Below are 17,673 nucleotides of genomic sequence, written 5' to 3'. Positions count from 1 at the left end.
CCGGGAAGGGAGCGACGCCATGACGACACTCGGTCCGGTGCAGCTGGTGACCTTCGGGTTCGGACCCGACGCCAAGTTCGAGGGCCGTGTGCTCGAGGAGCTGGCGGCGCTGGAGGCCAGTGCACAGATTCGCGTCCTGGACGTGCTGTTCCTGCGGAAGCAGGACGACGGCCACGTCACGGTCGTCGACTACCGGTCCGAGGGCATGGGCGAGACGCTCGCGGCCCTGCTGGGTCTGGGCCCGGGCCCGGCCCTCGCGGACGCGCCCGGCGTGGCCGGGGAGTACGAGCCGACCGGCGTCGCGGGGGAGGACGACCCCGGGACCAAGCGGTTCGGGTTCACCCCGGACGATCTCAAGGCGCTGTCGGAGGAGCTTCGGCCGGGGACCGCGGCGGGCTTCCTGCTGCTGGAGCACCTGTGGGCGAGGCAGCTGCTCGAAGCCGTCCGGGAGACGGGGGGCCGGCCCCTCGCGGAGGGCTTCCTGACGGCCGAGGCCCTCGCACCGGTGCTGGCCGAACTGCGAGCGGCGACGGGGACCACCGAGGGGCCGACCGCCCCGCGGTAGGGGACCTCAGGCGGCTGCGGTACGGCGTTCGTGGTGGGGGGCCAGGCGGCCCAGGGCGAGTCTTGTCACCCGGGGCCAGTCCGGCGGACCGCCGCCGGTCGGGACACCGGGGCGATGGCGCGGTACCACGACCCGCAGCGCGGCGGGTGCGGAGCGGCACACCACGGGGGTCGGCAGCAGGACGTACTCTCCGTCGATGCCGACCGCGACGGTGTCGGTGTCCGCCTCGACGACGACCTCCTCGGCGTCCAACCGCAGGACCGACCCGGAGCGTGGGCCGCGTACCAGACGAGCCGCCTGGACGGTGTTGTCCACGCGCACGCACAGCACCCCCAGGCGTCCCGAGTCCAGCCGCTCCCGGCGTCCCGGGTGCGCCGAGTCGACCGCCCGGCGATAGGGGTTGTTGCTGACCAGCAGCGCCTGCAGCCCGTCGGCCCGGGCGGAGCCCGCCCGCATCCGCAGCGTGGCGGCGTCCTTGCCGGTGAGCAGGCCGGGGAGGGTCTGCAGAGCCGTGTGCACCTTGGCGTCCCGGTAGGCGGGGTCGGCGACCACGGACGCGTACGTGCCGAAGGAGGCGTTGTTGACGAACACGCGGTCCGCGGCGAACCCGAGGTCCACCCGGATCTCCACACCGTCGGTCAGGGCCTGCAGGGCGGCCGCGGGATCTTCCCGGTCCAGGCCCAGGTCGAGGGCGAAGTGGTTGCGGGTGCCGGCGGGGATCACGGCGAACGGCACGTCGTGCCGGGCCGCCACCTCGGCCACCAGGGCCTGCGTGCCGTCGCCGCCCGCCACCGCGAGCAGGTCGGCTCCCTCGGCGACGGCCCGGCGCGCGAGGTCCACGACGTCCTGGCCCCCGTCGAGCAGGGCCACCTCGGCGCCCGCCGCCCGGGCCTTCTCCACGAGCTGGAACCGGCCCACCTTGCCGCCGCCGGAGCGAGGGTTCATCACGATCCAGGGATGGTGGGGCGCCGCGGCCGGCTCGGCCTTCCGGGCGCTGTGGGAGGGAGTCAGCGCGGTGTGCGCCGCCGCGACGGCCAGCCCCAACAGGGCCAGCGACAGAAGTGCCGGCCCCAGCATCCCGGAGGCCGCGTACAGGGCGAGCACCGTCAGCGGCGCGGCCACCGACAACAGCACCCCGAGCACGCGAAGGGCCCCGGTGTGGGCCAGCGTCCACCACGCACCGACGGCGGCGAGCGCCAGGCCGGCCATCCCGACCAGCAACCACAGCACGCTGCGCAGACCGGCGACGATCAGCGGCACGAGAACGCTGCCCGAGAGGGCCAGCAGGGCGACCCGCGCCCGGACGGCGCGGCCGGCGGGCGCCTCTGCGGGCGCGCCCGCCGGCCGCGTCGTGCTCGTATCCGGGTCGCGGTGTCGTCCCATCTCCCCGCCTTCCCCGACGGGCACGGACGGGGGCCGCCCGTCACGTGCCGAGCCGATGTGTGCCGGAGCGGTTCAGATGTCGCGCCCCGGGTGGTCGAACATCGCGTCGGGGGCGTCACGCTTGACGACGCACAGGGCCCAGATCACGAAGCCCGAGAAGGCGATCATCACGACCGACCAGACCGGGTAGTACGGCAGCGACAGGAAGTTGCCGATGATGACGAGTCCGGCGATGGCCACGCCGGCGACGCGTGCCCAGGTGGCCGACGCGAACAGTCCCATGCTGACGATCACGCCCACCGCTCCCAGGGCGAGATGGATCCAGCCCCAGCTGGTGAGGTCGAACTGGAAGACGTAGTTGGGCGTGTTCACGAAGACGTCGTCCTTCGCGATCGCCATGATGCCCCGGAAGATGTCGAGGATTCCGACGAGCATCAGCATGACGGCGGCGAAGGCCATCAGGCCCTGTGCCCAGTTCTGCTTCGTCGCGTGGGTACGCGTGGGTTGCGTGGCGGTCATCTTGGACACCTCGTTTCGTTCGGTCCGGTGCGCTCAGTGCTGCTGGGAGCCGGCGCCCACACCGGGGCTGGACGTGGCTCCGTGGCCGCTGAGCACCATGTCCTTGGCCCTGGCGAACTCCTGGTCGGTGATGTCACCGCGGGCGCGGATCTCGGACAGCCTGGCGAGTTCGTCCACGCTGCTGGACCCGCCGCTTCCGGCGGTCTTGCGGATGTAGGAGTCGAACTCCTGCTGCTGCGCCCTTGCCTGTGCCACCTCACGGCGGCCCATGTGCTTGCCGCGGGCGATCACGTAGACGAACACTCCGAGGAAGGGCAGGAAGATGACGAACGCCAGCCAGCCCGCCTTGCCCCAGCCGCTCATGTCGTCGTCGCGGAAGATGTCGACGACGATGCGGAACAGCAGGACGAACCACATGATCCACAGGAAGAACCACAGCATGGACCAGAAGACGCTCAGCAGCGGATAGTCGTACGCGAGGTACGTGCTCATGACTCTCCTCCGTTCCGGGCGGGCGCCCGGCCGCATGTTTCTGCGTTTCTCAGCGTGCCCACGGCAAGCTCCCGGTGGCTTCACCCGGTAGGGGTGAGACCCGCGCGACCTGCTGTGCCGCGCGATCTCAGGTGGTCGTGGTGGGCTGCGGGCCGCCGGTGACGCCCGACCTGCGCAGTGCTGCCCGCCAGGCGAAGGCGAGTGCCAGTTCGACCAGGCCGAGCAGGACGAGCCACAGGCCGAGCAGCCGGGTCAGCGCACGCGCCGACTCGGTGGGCAGGGCCAGGACCACGACGCCGGCGAGGATGCCGATCACCGCGGCGCCCAGCACGAAGGCCCGGTGCGGCAGGTCCTCGGCGGTGATCGCCGTGTAGAGGGTGAGGATCCCGGAGACGAGCCAGACGACGCCGACGACCAGCGACAGGGCGGCGATCGTCTGCAGCGGGTTGCGCAGGCACAGCACGCCGGCCAGTACGTACAGCACGGCCATGAGCAGCCCGGCGAGCCGTTCGCCCGCCCCTTGCCCGGCGAACAGGCCCACGAACCGGAACGCGCCGTGGACCAGCAGGTACAGGCCGATGAGGACGGCCAGGACGTGCAGCGTCTCGTCCGGCCAGACCAGCACCAGCACGCCCGGCACGAGCGTCGCGATCGCGGAGGCCAGGATCCAGGTCCAGGAGCGGCCCAGCTCCTCCAGCGCCCGCGCGGCCCCGTCCGCCTGGCCGGGAACCACTCCGTCCGGGCTGCGAGCCTGACCGGTACGCGGGTTCTGACCGAGCGGAATGGTCATGGCTCCTCCTCGCGCGATCGAGCGGAGCGTCGCCGGACCGCCGCCGAGGCGGTGCGCGGGGAGCTCACGGGGCCAGCGTCCACCGCACGGGCGGCCGCCGGGTCACCCGTCCCGGGTGATCCGCCGTCACGGCCGTGCCGATGGGCTTGAGGTCTCGTACGTCACGAGGTGTCAGGCGGGCGGGGCGCACCGGACCAGGAGGACGAGCCATGACCGTACCCAACTCCTTCACCGCGTCCCTGTCGGCGGCCGAGCGGGCGGCGATCGGCCGCCGGGCCCGGGCCCGTGCGTCGCGTTCGTGCCACGGGTGGTTCGACGGGGGCCCGGACCGCTTCGACCCGGTCGAGGTGATCGAGCGCCAGTCTGCGACCCGCGTACCGGAGCTGGTGCCGGTGCGCTACGGCCGCATGCTGGAGTCGCCGTTCCGCTTCTACCGCGGCGCGGCGGCGATCATGGCCGCGGATCTGGGGCCCACACCGAACTCGGGGCTCCAGGTGCAGCTGTGCGGAGACGCCCACCTGCTGAACTTCCGGATGCTCGCCTCGCCCGAGCGGCATCTGGTCTTCGACATCAACGACTTCGACGAGACGTTCCCCGGCCCGTTCGAGTGGGACGTCAAGCGTCTGACCACCAGCTTCGTCACGGCGAGCCGGGAGAACGGCTTCTCCGTCAAGGAGCAGGACCGCGCGGTGCGGACCTGCGTGGCGGCCTACCGCCGGCGGATGCGGGAGTTCGCCGGCATGCGCACCCTGGACATCTGGTACGCCCAGGACGACGTGGAAGGCCTGCGCAGACTCCTGACGTCGTCGATGGACAAGGACGTCAGGCGCCGTACCGAACGCGCCGCCGCACAGGCCCGCACCCGCACCCATATGCAGGCCTTCGAGAAGCTGACCCGCGACACGGCCGAGGGCCGCCGGATCACCCCGGACCCACCGCTGATCACCCCCCTCAGGGACCTGCTGTCCGGCTCGGCGGGGGACGAGGAGGAGAAGGTCCTGCGGAGCGTGGTCGAGGACTACGCGCGCACCCTGCCGTCCGAGCGCAGGCATCTGCTGCGCCACTACCACCTCGTCGACATGGCCCGGAAGGTGGTGGGCGTCGGCAGCGTCGGCACCCGCTGCTGGATCCTGCTCATGCTCGGCAGGGACGACGACGACCCCCTGCTGCTGCAGGCCAAGGAGGCCCAGGAGTCGGTGCTGGCCGCCCACACCGGCGGCGCCGACTTCGACAACCAGGGCCGCCGGGTGGTGACCGGGCAGCGCCTCATCCAGACGACCAGCGACATCTTCCTGGGCTGGACGCACGTGGTGGGCCTGGACGGCAAGGACCGCGACTTCTACGTACGACAGCTGCGCGACTGGAAGGGCATCGCGCGCCCCGAGACCATGGGGCCGGACCTGCTGAACCTCTTCGCCCAGGTGTGCGGCGCCAGCCTGGCCCGGGCCCACGCCCGCTCCGGCGATCCGATCGCCATCGCCGCCTACCTGGGCGGCAGCGACCGGTTCGACCGCGCGCTCACCGAGTTCGCGCAGTCCTACGCGGACCGCAACGAGAAGGACTTCGAGGCGCTCGGGGCAGCGGTCCGCTCCGGCCGGGTCAGCGCCCGGGACCTGTGAGCGGACGTCCGGCTCACTCCGGTACCTGTCGCATCTCCAGCACGTGCAGGCCCAGCGACTGGCAGCGTGCCAGCAGTCCGAAGAGCTGAGCCTCGTCGATGACCGATCCGTACAGGACCGTCTGACCGGACATCACCACGTGGTCCAGCTCAGGGAAGGCCTGGGCCAGCGTGTCCGACATGTGTCCGTCGACTCGGATCTCGTAGCGCATTGGCTTGCTCCCGCGAGCGGCCTGGTAAGGCGGTCTGCGCCCCGTACCGTGATGGTCCGGCCCGGCGGCGCGCGGGGCCTCACCCGGCAGAGGTGATCCGGGGCCGTTCGCCGGATCAATGGGTCAGGACCAATTTGAAGGAGACGATCAGCAGGCCGAGCAGCAGGTTGACCGACGCGGTGCCCGCCGCCAGGCGCCAGGAGGCACCGGACCGGCGCGCCGCGGCGACCGACCATCCCACCTGCCCGGCCACGGCGACGCACAGCGCCAGCCAGACGGTGCCCTGCACGTCCAGTCCCAGCAGGGGGCTGACGGCCACGGCGGCGGCCGGCGGGACGGCGGCCTTGACGATCGGCCACTCGTCGCGGCACGCGTGCAGCACCGCGTGCCGGTCCAGGGGGTGCTGGGCCAGGCGTGCCCCGAACAGCTGGGCGTGCACGTGCGCGATCCAGAACGCCAGGCCGGTGAGCAGCAACAGCAGCATCAGTTCCAGCCGTGGGGACGAGCCGAGCGAGCCGGCGCCGATGACCACGGAGGCGGCGAGCATCGATCCGTAGACGCCCCCGGTGTAGTCGGTGTGGGCGGCCCGTTCGGAGGTGTCCGCGCGGGCCGCGGCGCGGTCGGTTCGGATCATCGCAGTCCACTTCCGGGTCGGGGGACGAGCCGTCCACTTGTGGTTCAGCGGGACGAGCCGACGGTCCCGGCCGGTGTACCGGACTCCCGGGGTTTCGTCCGGCCTTTGCCGGTCGGCAGGTTGGAGGTCACGAGGAAGGTCGCCACCGTGACCCCGCCGGTGGCGAGGATCGCCGCCTTCAGGCCGTCGAGCTGCGCCGACGCGTAGTTGTCCGTGATGGCCTCGACCTCGGACGGCGGGAGCCCGGCGCCCTGCGCCGCCGAGTGCACCTGGTCGGTGGTGACGAAGGAGATCCCGGACTCCAGGGCGATGCCGGTCTGCTTGCGGGCCTCCTCCGACAGCCGCGGATCGTCCGCCACCTGGGCGGTGAAGGCATGGGCCAGCGCGCCCAGGAGGATCGAGCCGATGAGCGCCGTACCGAGCGCGGAGCCGAGGTTCTGCGCGGTGAACTGCAGGCCGCCGACCTCGCTGCGCTCCTCCTCGCCGGCGCTCGACTGGACGACGTTGCCCAGCTGCGAGGCGAGCAGTCCGGTGCCCACCCCGACCAGGGCCATGGCTCCGGCGAACTGCGCGTCGTCGATGACCGGGTCGATGGTGGCCAGCAGCCATATGACGGCCACGGTGAGGACGGCCAGGGCCAGCCGGACGATCCGGCGCGGGCCGGCCGCCCGCCCCAGCGCGGAGGCGAGCACGGAGGCCGCGAGCATGGCGATCGAGACCGGAAGCAGCCTCAGGCCCGTCTGGAACGCGTCGAAGCCCTGCACCACCTGCAGATACAGCGGGATGACGAAGAACAGCCCCAGCAGGATCAGGTTCTGGCCCAGCAGGGCCAGCAGACCGGAGCGCAGGACCGGTCTGCGCAGCATGGGCAGATGGACGAGGGGGTCGGCGCCCTGGGCGTCGCGGTGCCGCTCCCAGCGGGCGAAGCCCGCCAGGACGAGGACGGCGGCGCCGATGACGAAGAGGGTGGGGGCGAAGCCGAAGACGGTGAAGGGCGGGTTGCGGGGCGTGACCCAGCCCCAGGTGCTGCTCTGCAGCACGCCGAACACGCCCAGCCCGAGTCCGGCCGCCGACAGCACGGCCCCGATCCCGTCGAGCCCGGGGCGCCGCCCCGGCCGTGGGGTCTCGGCGATCATCCGGCGGCACAGCAGCATGGCCAGCACCACGACGACCTCACCCGCGAAGACCAGCCGCCAGGTGAGGTATGTCGTCACCCAGCCGCCCAGCAGCGGGCCGACCGCGATGCCGGCGCCGGCGAGTCCGCCGATCACGCCGTACGCGACGGCTCGGTCCGGTCCGCGATAGGACTCGGCGACCAGGGCGGCCATGGCGGGCAGCACCAGGGCGGCGCCGAGCCCCTCGATGACCGACCAGCCCAGCGCCAGGACCCACACGGTGGGTGCCACGGCGGTCAGGGCGGACCCGGTGCCGTACACCATGAGTCCCAGGAAGAAGACGCGGCGGCGGCCCAGGATGTCGCCCAGCCTGCCCCCGATGATCATGAATGCGGCCATGACCAGCGCGTACAGGGTGATCACGGCCTGGATGGTGGTGACCTCGGTGTCGAAGTCCTTGACCAGCTGGCTGATCGAGACGTTCATCACCGAGGTGTCCAGGACCATCAGGAACTGGGCCGTACCCAGGACGATCAGAGCGCGCCAGCGTTTCACTGTGCCCACCTCGCCGAGTCGGGCCGGAGTGGCGCCGGGTCGGCCGCCAGTCCCATCGCAGCGGAAAACGGGCACCCGGCGCCTCACCCGTCGCGGGCGAGACCGGGTCCCCTCACAGCAGTCCCATGTCGCGTGCGCGGCGTACCGCGGCGGCGCGCCGGTTGACCGCCAGCTTCCGGTACAGGCTCTTCAGGTGCGTCTTCACCGTGTTCACCGACACGTACAGGTCCGCGGCGATCTCCTGCGTCGACATCATCTGGGCCACCCGCAGCAGGACGTCGCGCTCCCGTGCGCTCAGCTCCTCCACGACGATCGGCGCGGGGGGCGCCCCCGCGACGGACAGGTCCTCGTGGGCCGGGTCACCGGCGGTGAGCCAGCCCGCCGCCAGCCGGTCCAGCGGAGCCGTGACCAGCAGGGGCCGGATCCACCGCCCGGCGTCGAGGAACGGCCGCCGCAGCCGCTCGTGCCGGGCGTCGAGGAGGGCCTGCGCGACGAGCCTGCGGGCGGTGACGGCATCGCCCGCGGCATCCGCGGCCATGGCTTTGACCAGGGTCGCCCGGACGGTCACGGCCGGACCCGCCCGGTCGGTGTCGGGCAGGCTGAGCAGGAGGTCGATGGCCTCCTCCTCGTTGCCGACGGCGAACTGGATGCGCGCGGCCTCCGTCGTGCACGACGGCAGGTCGTCACCCAGCTTCCGCAGCATCTCCGCCGCCTCCCCGGCCCGGCCTTCGGCCAGGCGGGCGGCGGACGCCACCAGCCGCTCGTGGCTCTCGGCCCAGGGCGAGGCCACCACGGCGCAGACGTCCGGGTCGGCCGCCTCGACGGCCGCGCGGGCGTCGCCCCGGGCCAGCTCGAGCCGGGCGGTGACGACGGCCCGGCCGGCGGCCGTGACCGGATCGTGCGGGGTGGCGGTGCGTTCGGCGGCCTCGTCCAGGAGGGCCCTGGCCCGGCCCAGTTCGTTGCGGTCGACGGCGACGCCCGCCAGCACCACCTGCTCGATCCCGGAGCCGACCGGCGCGGACGTGCCGAAACGTTCCGCCTCGGCCACCGCCTCCAGGGCCTTGTGCTCGGCCCTGCCGGGCCAGCCGTCCAGGTAGTCGATCAGCGCGAGGTGCCCCATCGACTCCTCCCGGGCCAGCACGGTCGAGGCGCTGTCGGGGGAGTCGGCCGCCTTGGACAGCGCGGCTCGCGCCTCCTCGAAACGTCCGGCCCACAGGCGCGCGGAGCCCAGATGGGTGAGCAGGAGCGCGGTCAGCTCGGGATGCTTGTCCAGCAGGTCGGGGGCCACCTCCTGGCGCACCTCGTCGGCGGACTCGGCGGCCAGCTCCGCAAGGGTGGCGGAGCCGGTCAGCCGGGCGGCCAGGGCCTCCAGCAGCGCACAGCTCAGCTGGGCGGCCGCCGGATCGCCGGCGACGGTGTCCAGCCGGGCGCGTGCCTGGCGCAGATGGGCCGTGCCGTGCCGGAAGTCGCCGTGGGAGAGGTCGCGAGCCGCCCGTACGAGGTCGATGGCGGGGCTGGTTGCCTCGGGCCCCATCCGGGAGAACAGCCCGGCGAGGTCGTCGGAGCGCAGACCGGTGAAGAACCGGCCGATGGACAGGTCGTCGACGAGCGCGCCGGCGGTGAAGTCCCAGTCGCCCGCCGCGGCTCCGTGGGCGAGCGCCTCCGGGAGCGACCCCGCCCGCCGCAGCCATCGCGCGGCCCGCCGGTGGAGCTCGGGCTCCAGACCGGGACGGCGCACACACAGGTGGGTGCGGAGTATCTCCCCGAACAGCGGGTGCAGGCGGTACCACGAGTGCCCCAGCTGCTCGACGAAGGCGTTCTCACGGTGCAGGTCGGCGAGGATGCCCGCGGCGTCGGCGCGGCCTGTCAGCGCGTTCGCCAGCTCGGGGCTGAAGCGGTCCAGGACGCTGACCCGCAGCAGGAGGTCCTGTGTCGCCTCCGTCTGCCGCTTGAGCACCTCGGCCAGCAGGAAGTCGGCGATGGTGCTCCGGTCCGCCTCGAACTCCTTGAGGTAGGCCTCCGGGTCCTGGCTCTCCTGCGCGGCGAGGGCGGACAGCCGCAGTCCGGCGGCCCAGCCCCGGGTGCGGTCCACGAGTGCCCGCGCCGCGTCCACGGACAGGCGCAGTCCGTGCCGCTCCAGCAGGGCCACCGTCTCCTCGGGGGTGAAGGCCAGCTCGGCGGCGCGGATCTCCCGCAGTTCGCCCGCCGCCCGGTACCGGTGCAGGGAGAGCATCGGTTCGGTGCGGGTGACGAGGACCAGCCGCAGCCCCCGCCCGGCGTGCTGCAGCACGAACTCCAGCTGCTCCGCGATCTCCGGTTCCGTCACACGCTCGTACTCGTCGAGTACGACGGTGACGGGCGGTTCCGCGATGGCGAGGTCCTCGGCGATCGCCGTCAGCAGTCTGCGGTCCACGTGGTAGGCGTCGGCCGGACCGCGGATCCGGTCCGAGAGCGGCCTGCCACTGGTACGGAGGGCCTGGAGAAAATACGCCCAGAACATTCCGGGCCGCTTCTCCTCGGCCTCCATGGTCAGCCACGCGACCGGCCGTTCCCGGCCGGCGGCCCAGTCGGCGACCAGCAGCGTCTTCCCGGCGCCGGCCCCGCCGTTGACCATGGTCAACGGCGCCTGCGGCGAGTGGTCCAGCCGCTCTGTGAGCCGCGGCCGCGACAGGAAGGTGACGGGCCGCGACGGCAGTGTGAATCGCGTACGTAGGTAGGGGTCCCCGAGCGGATCTGTGTGCTGTTCGGCCGGTTCCTGCGGGTCCTCGTCGACAGGCACTGCGCTCACCACCACGGTGCGTCAGGTCACGGGCAGCGCTCCCCATCGCTGATCATCCCATCATTCTGGGATCCGCGCGCGCCACACATGAGCCAAAGGTCTGTTCGCAGGGCCGAACGTCCCGGGTCCAGGGACCTGAGGGGCTACAACCCCCGGCGAGCGTCGCGGTACGCCCGCCAGCCACCGTACGACGTTATGTCCTCGGCGGCCTCGTCGAGAGCGCTCGGTTCGCACAGGAAACCGGGGACGAGGCAGCCGTCCGCCAGTTCCACGGCGCCCAGGGTCATCGGGCGGGGAAGGGCGGCCAGCAGCCGGCCCAGGCCCTCGGCCGGCAGCCGCCACACCTCGGCCTCGATCGCGGCCCCTTTTTCTTCGACCCGGACCAGGCCCGGCTTCGGCGGGGTGGTCCGCAGGGCGTGCAGACGGTACGCCGGGGCGGTCGTGGTCGTGCGCTCCAGGCGGGCGCCCAGGGACAGCAGCTGGGGGTTCAGCGGCTGACCGGACAGATGGGCGCCGACCACCGCGACCCGTGTCTCCGGGCGGAGCAGCGCGGCGATCGCCGTCAGCCGCTGGTCCGTGAACGCCGGGCCGATCAGCATCACCCCGAACGGCAGGCCGTTCGCCTCGCCCGCCGGTACGGCGACGGCCGCCAGGTCGAAGAGGTTGGTGGAGTTGGTGAACCGCCCCAGGCGCGCGTTGCTGCCCAGCGGGTCTGCGGCGACCTCGGCGAGGGTGGGGTGGCCGGGCGCGGTGGGCAGGAGCAGGGCGTCGGAGTCGGCGAGCTCGGCGAGGGCACGGGCGCGCAGGTCGGCGAGTCGGTCCAGGTCGGCGTAGAGCCGGTGGGCGGGGATGTCGCGGGCCCGGGTGATGATGCCGGCGACGGTGGGGTCCAGACCCTCGGTGCCGTCGACGGTCGCTTTGTCGACGAATGCGCCCACCGCCGTGTAGCGCTCGGCCACGAACGCGCCCTCGTAGAGCATCGCCGCCGCCTCGGTGAAGGGCGGCAGGTCGAGCGTGCGCACCTCGGCACCGGCCGACCTGAGCTGCTCCACGGCCGCCTCGTACGCCTCCGCCCAGCCGTCGTCCAGTTCGCCCAGCTGACCGGGTGCCGGGACCGCGACACGCCAGGGGCCCGGCGCCCGCTGGGCGAGCGGGGGGAGTTCCCGGGCCGGCGGGGACGCCATGAACGACAGGGCCTGCTCGGCCTCCGGGAGGGTACGGGCGAACACCGTCACGCAGTCGAGGGAGGCGCAGGCCGGGACGACGCCCGTGGTGGGCACCAGGCCGCGGGTCGGCTTGAGGCCGACGATGCCGTTGAAGGCCGCCGGGACCCGGCCCGAACCGGCGGTGTCCGTGCCGAGGGCGAAGTCGACGATGCCGAGCGCCACGGCGACCGCCGATCCGGAGCTCGACCCCCCGCTCACCCGGGAGGGGTCGTGGGCGTTGCGCACGGCGCCGTAGGGGGAGCGGGTGCCCACCAGACCCGTCGCGAACTGGTCCAGGTTCGTCGTCCCCAGCACGATCGCGCCCGCCGCCCGGAGCCGCGCCACCACCGGCGCGTCGGACTCGGGCCGGTAGGCGTACGCCGGGCAGCCCGCCGTCGTGGGCAGCCCGGCCACGTCGATGTTGCCCTTGGCCGCGAACAGACGTCCGGCGAGCGGGAGCCGCTCACCGGCGGCGACCCGCTCGTCGACCGCCCGCGCCTCCGCCTCGACCTGGTCCCGGGGGCGCAGGTCGATCCAGATCTCGGGGCGGTCCACCGCCTCGACGCGGGCGTAGGCGGCGCGGACTCGGGAGAGAGCGGACATGCTGTGTGCCTCTTTCGGTTCGTCGACCGGAGCGTTCAAGTTCCTGACCGGGGTTCGAGTTCGTCGACCGTCGCGTTCAGTGCGTCGACCGGAGCCTGAGTGCGTCGACCGGAGTCTCAGGTCGTCGCCGGGGCCAGGACGAGCAGCGCCGTCCCCGCCTCCACCTGGTCGCCGGGCCGGGCCAGGACCTCCGTCACCACACCGGCCATCGGCGCGTGCACCCTGGACTCCATCTTCATCGCCTCCAGGGCGAGGAGCGGCTGTCCGGCCGTCACCTCGTCGCCCGGGCTCACGTTCAACTGCCAGACGGAAGCCGCGAACTCGGCTTCCACGAGACGGCCCCCGGCCGGGACCGTCACCTCGGCCGGGGAAGCCGCCGGCGCGGACGCCGCTTCGGCGCGCGCGAACTCGCCCGCCGCCTCCCACGCGTCCCGCTCCGTCGCGAAGGCCGCCTGCTGCCGGGCCCTGAACTCCCCTATGGACTCCGCGTTGTCGGCGAGGAAGGCCTGGTACTCGGCGAGCGAGAACGTGCCCTCCTCGATGCGCGGCACGAAACGGCCGGAGGTGATGTCGGCACGCAGGTCGAGGAGTTCGTCCGCGTCCACCGGATACCACTTGACGCGGTCGAAGAAGCGCAGCAGCCAGGGCGACCCGGGCTCGAACGCGCCGCGCTGCTGCCATCCCGACCACACCTGGGTCGTACGACCCACGAACTGGTAGCCGCCGGGGCCCTCCATGCCGTAGACGCACAGGTAGGCGCCGCCGATACCGACCGAGTTCTCGGCGGTCCAGGTCCGGGCCGGGTTGTACTTCGTGGTCACCAGGCGGTGCCGGGGGTCCAGCGGGGTGGCCACGGGGGCGCCCAAGTAGACGTCTCCCAGGCCGAGTACGAGGTAATCGGCGGCGAAGACCGTGTCGTAGACGTCGTTCACCGACTCCAGGCCGTTGACCCGGCGGATGAACTCGATGTTCCAGGGGCACCAGGGGGCGTCGTCGCGGACTCCCGCCATGTAGCGGGCGATCGCCTCGCGGGTCGCCGGGTCGTCCCAGGAGAGGGGGAGGTGGACCGTGCGGGAGGGGACCACCAGTTGGTCCGTGGGCGGCAGGGTGACCGTGATCTCCCTTACGGCGGCGAGGAGTTCGCGTTGGGGCAGGCGGGCCGGGTCCGCCTGGATCTGGAGGGAGCGGATGCCGGGGGTGAGGTCCGTGATGCCCTCGGGACCGTCGGAGGCCACCGCCTCCATCAGGGCGTGCACCCGCATGCGCAGCGCCAGATCCAGCTGCATGGGGCCGAACTCGACGAGCAGGTTGTCGTCGCCGCTGCGGCGGTACGTCACGTCGCCGTCGCGGGCGAGGATGCCTCCGTCCACGATCTCCGGGCGGGCCGAGCCGTCCACGTTCACGGGCACGAAGCGCACCGTGTCGCCCGGCCGCAGCTGGCCCAGCTTCCAGCGCTCGCCGCTCAGCACCGTCGCGGGGCACACGAACCCGCCGAGGGACGGGCCGTCCGGGCCGAGCAGCACCGGCATGTCACCGGTGTAGTCGACGGCGCCGACCGAGTAGGGCGTGTCGTGGATGTTGGACGGGTGCAGGCCCGCCTCGCCGCCGTCGGTGCGGGCCCAGCGGGGCTTGGGGCCGACCAGACGCACGCCGGTGCGCGCCGAGTTGAAGTGGACCTTCCAGTCGGCGGCGTAGAAGTCGCGGATGTCGTCCTCGGTGAAGAACTCCGGTGCCGCGTGCGGGCCTTCGACGGCGCCGATGTGCCAGACGGCCGTGAAGTCCGGGCGTTCGGCGGCCGGGGTTCCCTCGGTGACCGTCCCACCGTGCAGCACGTCCCCGGTCCGCAGCGCCCTGCCGCCGTGCCCGCCGAAGCGGCCCAGGGTGAAGGTGCTCGCGCTGCCCAGGAAGGCCGGGACGTCGAGGCCGCCGGCGAACAGGACGTAGGTGCGCAGGCCGTGCCGCGCGGGTGCTCCGACCTCCAGTACGGCGCCCGCGGGCACCGTCACCGGCTCCCACTGCGCGACCGGCGTCCCGTCGACGGTGACCTCGGCGGGCGCGCCCGTCACGCAGACCGTCGTCGGGTGGGTGAACCTCAACGCAGGTCCCTGGAGCGTGCATTCGAGACCGGGAGCGCCCTCGTGGTTGCCGAGGGCCCGGTTGCCGAGCCGGAAGGACAGGTCGTCCATCGGGCCGCACGGGGGCACGCCGACCTGCCAGTAGCCGGTGCGGCCCGGCCAGTCCTGCACGGTGGTGAGGGTGCCGGCGGAGACGACCTCGATCCGGGGAGTGGGGTCGCTGACGTGGGCGAGGGTCGCCGTGGAGTGGCCGGCCGCGCGGAAGGCGTCGTCCGCCAGGGCCGCCCGGACCAGGCCCAGGTTGGTCTCGATCCCGTCGACACGGGTGCGGGAGAGGGCCTCGTCTAGCCTGCGGAGCGCGTGGGCGCGGTCGGAGCCGTAGGCGATGATCTTCGCGAGCATCGGGTCGTACGACGTCGTCACCTCGGTGCCGGTCTCCACCCAGCCGTCCACGCGCACGCCCGGCGGGAACTCCACCCGTGTCAACAGGCCGGCGCTGGGCCGGTGTTCGCGTGAGGGGTCCTCGGCGTAGAGGCGGGCCTCGACGGCGTGGCCGCGGGGGGCGCCCGGGTCGCGGACGACGTCGCGATCGCCGCGGGCCAGGCGCAGCATCCAGGCGACCAGGTCGACGCCGTACACCTCCTCGGTGACCGGATGCTCCACCTGCAGACGGGTGTTGACCTCCAGGAAGTAGGCCTCCTCGCGGGCGGCGTCGTAGACGAACTCGACCGTGCCGGCCGAGCGGTAGTCGACGGAGGCGCACAGGTCGCGGGCGCTGGAGGCCAGTCGCTCGCGCACCCGGTCCGGCAGGCCGGGAGCGGGTGCCTCCTCCACGACCTTCTGGTTGCGGCGCTGCAGCGAGCAGTCGCGGTCGCCGAAGGTGACGATCCCGCCCTCGCCGTCGCCGAAGACCTGCACCTCGACATGGCGGGCGCGTTCCACCAGACGCTCCAGGAACACCCCTGCGGAGGCGAAGGACGCGGCGGCGACGCGCTGGACCCGCTCCCAGGCGTCGGCCAGCTCCTCGGCCGACCGGCAGGCCGACATGCCGATGCCGCCGCCGCCCCCGGTCGCCTTCAGCATGACGGGGTAGCCGATGACCGCGGCCTCGGCGAGGGCCTCGTCCAGTGATGCCAGCAGCCCGGTCCCCGGCGCCAGCGGCACCCCCGCCGCCTCGGCCGCCGCCCGTGCCGTGTGCTTGGCGCCGAACAGCTCCAGCTGCTCCGGCGTCGGACCCACGAACACGATCCCGGCCTCCTCGCACCGGCGTGCGAACAGGGCGTCCTCGGACAGGAAGCCGTAGCCGGGGTGGATGGCCCCCGCGCCCGTGTCCTTGGCCGCCTTCAGCACCAGGTCGGCGTCGAGGTACGACTCCTTCGCGGGCGCGGGGCCGAGCCGTACCGCCTCGTCGGCGAGGCGGACGTGCGGTGCCGAGCGGTCGGGGTCGGAGTACACGGCGACCGTGCGCAGTCCGAGTTCGCGGGCCGTGCGGATGATCCGCACGGCGATCTCGCCGCGGTTGGCGACCAGCAGGGTGTCGAAGGTCATCGCGTGGCTCCGGTGATCGTCATCTCCACCGCGGTCGGCTCGAAGCCGTTGCAGGGGTTGTTGATCTGGGGGCAGTTGGAGACGAGGACGAGGACGTCGCGCTCGGCGCGCAGGGTGAGCCTGAGGCCCGGGGCGGAGAGGCCGTCGACGATGCCGAGGGTGCCGTCCTGCTCGACCGGCACGTTCATGTACCAGTTGATGTTGGAGACGAGGTCGCGCTTGCCGAGGCCGTGCCGGGCGCCCTCGGCCAGGAAGTTGTCGACGCAGGCGTGCTGCGCGAACGTGTGGTGGCCGTAGCGCAGGGTGTTGGACTCCTTGGAGCAGGCGCCGCCGACCGTGTCGTGCCGGCCGACCTCGTCCTCGACCACCGTCATCAGCGGCGTGTGCTCGTTGGACATCAGCACACTGCCCGTGGTCAGGAAGAGGTTGCCCTGCGCCTGGATCGTGTCGGGCGCGCTGTAGCGGACGGACGTGTCGTGGGCGTCGTACACGAGGAAGTCGACGGCCTGGTTGCCGTGCAAATCGGTGACGGTCAGTGTGCCGCCCTCGCGGACGATCGACGACCAGGCGGCGCGGGCCGGAACCACGGTCTTCATGCGAGCCCCCTGGAGGCGAGGAATTCGGCGGTGTTGAGGAAGGCGCGGCGGCCCTCGGGGGTGGCGTCCCACAGCGGGTCGCCCGGCGCGGTCGGCGCGGCGCGCCAGGCCAGGACCTCCAGCGGGGTGGAGACGTACTCCTGCCGGGGATCGGCCGGGTGCGGCACGTTGGCGATCAGCACGGTGACGTCCTGCTCGGTGCGGAGCGTGACGCTGCCGCCGGGGCCGGCCGAGCCCGTGAAGTCGAGGGAGCCGTCGTCGCGTATCCGCAGGCCCTGGAAGAAGGAGAGGGAGGGCGGCAGGTCGCGGGGCTCCAGACCGTTCTTGGCCGCCGCCAGCTTCAGCAGCTCCCGGCCGGCGGGGGAGGCGGACTGCGGGGTGCCATCGCCGTACCGCTGCGTGTTGCGTACGAGGGTGGAGGTGCCGCACAGCGCGTCGTGCCGTCCGGAGGTGTCGGCGACCACCGACGCCAGGACCCGGCCCTGGTCGGACAGCAGCAGCCGGCCCTCGCCCAGGTAGGCGTTCCACTGCACCTTCACCGTGTCGGCCACGTTCAGCCGCTCCCAGGGCCGGTCGGCGACGTACAGCAGCAGATGGGCGCAGGCGTCGCCGCGCAGGTCGGTCAGGCGCAGCTCGGTACCGCGGGCCAGTACCCGGTGGGTGTAGTTGCCGCCCGCCACCGTCTCGGCCCACAGCAGGTGACCCGCCTCGCAGGGCGGGGCCGGCCAGTCGGTCGCCGGGACCACGGGCATGGCCTCGGCGCGGGCGCCCTCCTGGGCGCGGGCATGGTCTCGGGCTCCGTACGTGGTCGCTGTCGCCATCGCGGACCTCCGGCTGCGGGGTGGCTCGTCGGGTATTTCTGTCGGTCGACAGAAATTAGAAGGGCGCGGCGGGTCGAGGGCGTTGCCCGCGCGTTGCCGGTCGGTTACCGGGTCCTCACCAAGATCACCGCGAGGCCGGCGGCAGGGCCGGTGTGCGAGGATC

The 17,673-nt window shown here is 72.9% G+C and carries 14 protein-coding genes; 2 read left to right on the top strand and 12 right to left on the bottom strand.

The window, feature by feature from the left end:
* The first annotated feature begins 19 nt into the window (after window positions 1–19).
* Complete coding sequence (locus ACIGDI_RS22990; protein WP_399899557.1) at window positions 20–565, top strand: DUF1269 domain-containing protein; 546 nt, start codon at window positions 20–22, stop codon at window positions 563–565.
* 6 nt (window positions 566–571) lie between these two features.
* Here the strand turns inward: ACIGDI_RS22990 and ACIGDI_RS22985 are convergent, their stop codons facing one another.
* From ACIGDI_RS22985 to ACIGDI_RS22970, 4 genes are all read right to left on the bottom strand, one after another.
* A complete protein-coding gene (locus ACIGDI_RS22985; protein WP_399899554.1) occupies window positions 572–1,948 on the bottom strand; it encodes a diacylglycerol/lipid kinase family protein in 1,377 nt (458 codons plus the stop codon).
* 72 nt (window positions 1,949–2,020) lie between these two features.
* Window positions 2,021–2,467, bottom strand: a complete 447-nt coding sequence (locus ACIGDI_RS22980) for a hypothetical protein (RefSeq protein ID WP_399899551.1) — start codon at window positions 2,465–2,467, stop codon at window positions 2,021–2,023.
* Window positions 2,468–2,500: 33 nt separating this feature from the next.
* Window positions 2,501–2,959: an SHOCT domain-containing protein gene (locus ACIGDI_RS22975; protein ID WP_399899548.1), complete on the bottom strand. Its 459-nt coding sequence runs from the start codon at window positions 2,957–2,959 to the stop codon at window positions 2,501–2,503.
* 127 nt (window positions 2,960–3,086) lie between these two features.
* Window positions 3,087–3,749 (bottom strand): HdeD family acid-resistance protein, encoded by a 663-nt coding sequence (locus ACIGDI_RS22970; RefSeq protein WP_399899546.1) that lies wholly within the window; start codon window positions 3,747–3,749, stop codon window positions 3,087–3,089.
* 209 nt (window positions 3,750–3,958) lie between these two features.
* On the opposite strand from ACIGDI_RS22970, the gene ACIGDI_RS22965 reads away from it, so the two are divergent.
* On the top strand, window positions 3,959–5,368 hold the full coding sequence (locus ACIGDI_RS22965) for a DUF2252 domain-containing protein (RefSeq protein WP_399899543.1): 1,410 nt from the start codon (window positions 3,959–3,961) through the stop codon (window positions 5,366–5,368).
* A gap of 13 nt (window positions 5,369–5,381) precedes the next feature.
* On the opposite strand, the gene ACIGDI_RS22960 is transcribed toward ACIGDI_RS22965, so the two are convergent.
* The 8 genes from ACIGDI_RS22960 to ACIGDI_RS22925 all read right to left on the bottom strand — a co-directional run bounded on the left by ACIGDI_RS22960 (window position 5,382) and on the right by ACIGDI_RS22925 (window position 17,510).
* Window positions 5,382–5,579, bottom strand: a complete 198-nt coding sequence (locus ACIGDI_RS22960) for a hypothetical protein (protein ID WP_142150741.1) — start codon at window positions 5,577–5,579, stop codon at window positions 5,382–5,384.
* Window positions 5,580–5,694: 115 nt separating this feature from the next.
* Window positions 5,695–6,213 (bottom strand): hypothetical protein, encoded by a 519-nt coding sequence (locus ACIGDI_RS22955; protein ID WP_399899540.1) that lies wholly within the window; start codon window positions 6,211–6,213, stop codon window positions 5,695–5,697.
* Window positions 6,214–6,257: 44 nt separating this feature from the next.
* Window positions 6,258–7,883, bottom strand: coding sequence for an MFS transporter (locus ACIGDI_RS22950; RefSeq protein ID WP_399899537.1), 1,626 nt, complete (start codon window positions 7,881–7,883; stop codon window positions 6,258–6,260).
* Between the two features lie 112 nt (window positions 7,884–7,995).
* Complete coding sequence (locus tag ACIGDI_RS22945; RefSeq protein ID WP_399899534.1) at window positions 7,996–10,677, bottom strand: LuxR C-terminal-related transcriptional regulator; 2,682 nt, start codon at window positions 10,675–10,677, stop codon at window positions 7,996–7,998.
* Between the two features lie 128 nt (window positions 10,678–10,805).
* Entirely contained in the window at window positions 10,806–12,509 is a 1,704-nt protein-coding gene (atzF, locus tag ACIGDI_RS22940) for an allophanate hydrolase (RefSeq protein ID WP_399899531.1), read from the bottom strand.
* Window positions 12,510–12,586: 77 nt separating this feature from the next.
* A complete protein-coding gene (locus ACIGDI_RS22935; RefSeq protein WP_399899529.1) occupies window positions 12,587–16,093 on the bottom strand; it encodes a 5-oxoprolinase/urea amidolyase family protein in 3,507 nt (1,168 codons plus the stop codon).
* A complete protein-coding gene (locus tag ACIGDI_RS22930; RefSeq protein ID WP_200700760.1) occupies window positions 16,090–16,689 on the bottom strand; it encodes an urea amidolyase associated protein UAAP2 in 600 nt (199 codons plus the stop codon). Before ACIGDI_RS22930 ends, ACIGDI_RS22935 begins: the two co-directional genes overlap by 4 nt.
* On the bottom strand, window positions 16,686–17,510 hold the full coding sequence (locus ACIGDI_RS22925; protein ID WP_399899524.1) for an urea amidolyase associated protein UAAP1: 825 nt from the start codon (window positions 17,508–17,510) through the stop codon (window positions 16,686–16,688). Before ACIGDI_RS22925 ends, ACIGDI_RS22930 begins: the two co-directional genes overlap by 4 nt.
* Between the last annotated feature and the right edge of the window lie 163 nt (window positions 17,511–17,673).

This window comes from Streptomyces sp. NPDC085900 (assembly GCF_044540925.1).
Taxonomy (GTDB): Bacteria; Actinomycetota; Actinomycetes; order Streptomycetales; family Streptomycetaceae; genus Streptomyces; species Streptomyces gilvifuscus.
The sequence above is the reverse complement of the archived record's forward strand: the minus strand, read 5'-3'. Positions and strand labels throughout refer to the sequence as shown.

Excerpts from the sequence above, each read along its gene's own strand:
- ACIGDI_RS22990 (WP_399899557.1), top strand. The coding sequence starts at position 20 with ATGACGACACTCGGTCCGGTGCAGCTGGTGACCTTCGGGTTCGGACCC.
- ACIGDI_RS22985 (WP_399899554.1), bottom strand. The coding sequence starts at position 1,948 with ATGGGACGACACCGCGACCCGGATACGAGCACGACGCGGCCGGCGGGC.
- ACIGDI_RS22980 (WP_399899551.1), bottom strand. The coding sequence starts at position 2,467 with ATGACCGCCACGCAACCCACGCGTACCCACGCGACGAAGCAGAACTGG.
- ACIGDI_RS22975 (WP_399899548.1), bottom strand. The coding sequence starts at position 2,959 with ATGAGCACGTACCTCGCGTACGACTATCCGCTGCTGAGCGTCTTCTGG.
- ACIGDI_RS22970 (WP_399899546.1), bottom strand. The coding sequence starts at position 3,749 with ATGACCATTCCGCTCGGTCAGAACCCGCGTACCGGTCAGGCTCGCAGC.
- ACIGDI_RS22965 (WP_399899543.1), top strand. The coding sequence starts at position 3,959 with ATGACCGTACCCAACTCCTTCACCGCGTCCCTGTCGGCGGCCGAGCGG.
- ACIGDI_RS22960 (WP_142150741.1), bottom strand. The coding sequence starts at position 5,579 with ATGCGCTACGAGATCCGAGTCGACGGACACATGTCGGACACGCTGGCC.
- ACIGDI_RS22955 (WP_399899540.1), bottom strand. The coding sequence starts at position 6,213 with ATGATCCGAACCGACCGCGCCGCGGCCCGCGCGGACACCTCCGAACGG.
- ACIGDI_RS22935 (WP_399899529.1), bottom strand. The coding sequence starts at position 16,093 with ATGACCTTCGACACCCTGCTGGTCGCCAACCGCGGCGAGATCGCCGTG.
- ACIGDI_RS22930 (WP_200700760.1), bottom strand. The coding sequence starts at position 16,689 with ATGAAGACCGTGGTTCCGGCCCGCGCCGCCTGGTCGTCGATCGTCCGC.
- ACIGDI_RS22925 (WP_399899524.1), bottom strand. The coding sequence starts at position 17,510 with ATGGCGACAGCGACCACGTACGGAGCCCGAGACCATGCCCGCGCCCAG.